We start from the raw sequence: 1,381 nt of genomic DNA, 5'->3' as shown, positions 1-1,381 counted from the left end.
TAATGGTGACAACTTACCAAGTAAGCAATTGAAAGTCAACTTAAAAGACAAGGGTGGTATTATCGCTAATGATGCTGGTAATAATGGCGACAAAGGTTTACGCGTCAATGTTGATGAAACTACCATCAAACTGAATGAAAACGGTCAAGTTGCTGCTAAAACCACAGCACTGGTTGATAAAAATCAAGATGGCAAGATTGATGATCCGGATAATGGCGACTCTTTGGCAACCGCCAAAACCGTTGCTGATGCCATCAACAATTCAGGCTTTACCCTACAAGCCAATGGTGCAGGTGATAAGCTTGTCAAAGCTGGTGATAAAGTCAACTTTGTTAACGGTGACTTAACCACAGTAACATTGACGCCAGGTGAAAACGGCCAAGCAAATACCATTAAGGTTGATGTCAACGCCCAAGGCTTGGTAGAGAAAGCACAGCTTCCAGTTGTCTATACCGACGCAGCTGGCAATAAGCTTTCTAAGAAAGGTAATGACTTCTTTGGCCCAGATGGTAAAAAAGTCGACCCTGCTGATGTGATTGCTTCTATCAATAATGGCAACAATGATACCACACAGCCAACCAACTTGGCTAATGTTGCTGGTAACTTGATCCCAACTTACAATACAGGTGACATGATCGTCGGTCCTAATCATAAGCTGACTGATAATCCAATCATGGATGCCACCAAGGGACAAGAAGCACCACAAGGTCAAGACCTTGCGAACATGTATAACAACGCAGCTACTGTAGGTGATGTGTTGAATGCAGGTTGGAACCTACAAGCCAATGGCCAAGCAGCTGACTTTGTCAAAGCTTATGATACGGTAAACTTCATTGATGGTGAAGGTACCAAAGCATCTGTCATCACCAATGAAGATGGCAAAGAAAGTAAGGTGAAGGTAGATGTTCGTCTTGATCCAGCCAAAGGCTTGGAAATCACCCAGGCAGAAGATGGTAAAGGTGGCATTGGCATCAAGCTTGCCAAAAACGCACCGAACCCATTGGTGGTTGATGATAACGGTCTTGGCATTAATCTTGATGATAAGACGCTTAAAGTTGGTGATGCTAATGGTGGCAATAAGTTGTCTGTTAAGACCACCACACTTAACACCACACCTCAAGGTACGGTTGAGTTAGATAAAAATGATCCAGTTGCTGGCGACGCCTTGGTGAACGCTAAGACTGTGATGAGTGCCATCAACAACTCAGGCTTTACCCTAAAAGCCAATGATGAAGCTGGTAAACTCATCAAAGCAGGTGATACCATCAGCATCAAAGATGGCGACAACATCAATGTTACCCAAGATGAAAGCGGTAACCTAACTGTTGCCACCAAGCAAGATGTGGCGTTTGAAACTGTGAAAGTGGGCGATACGCTACAA

At 43.9% G+C, this 1,381-nt stretch carries 1 pseudogene; it reads left to right on the top strand.

What is annotated here, in order from left to right:
* Positions 1–28 precede the first annotated feature (28 nt).
* A pseudogene (locus tag M2R47_RS09325) lies at positions 29–1,381 on the top strand (hypothetical protein); the annotation flags it as partial.

Origin of the sequence: Moraxella oculi (assembly GCF_023336735.1) — a bacterium.
GTDB classification, from domain to species: Bacteria; Pseudomonadota; Gammaproteobacteria; order Pseudomonadales; family Moraxellaceae; genus Moraxella; species Moraxella oculi.
The sequence above is the reverse complement of the archived record's forward strand: the minus strand, read 5'-3'. Positions and strand labels throughout refer to the sequence as shown.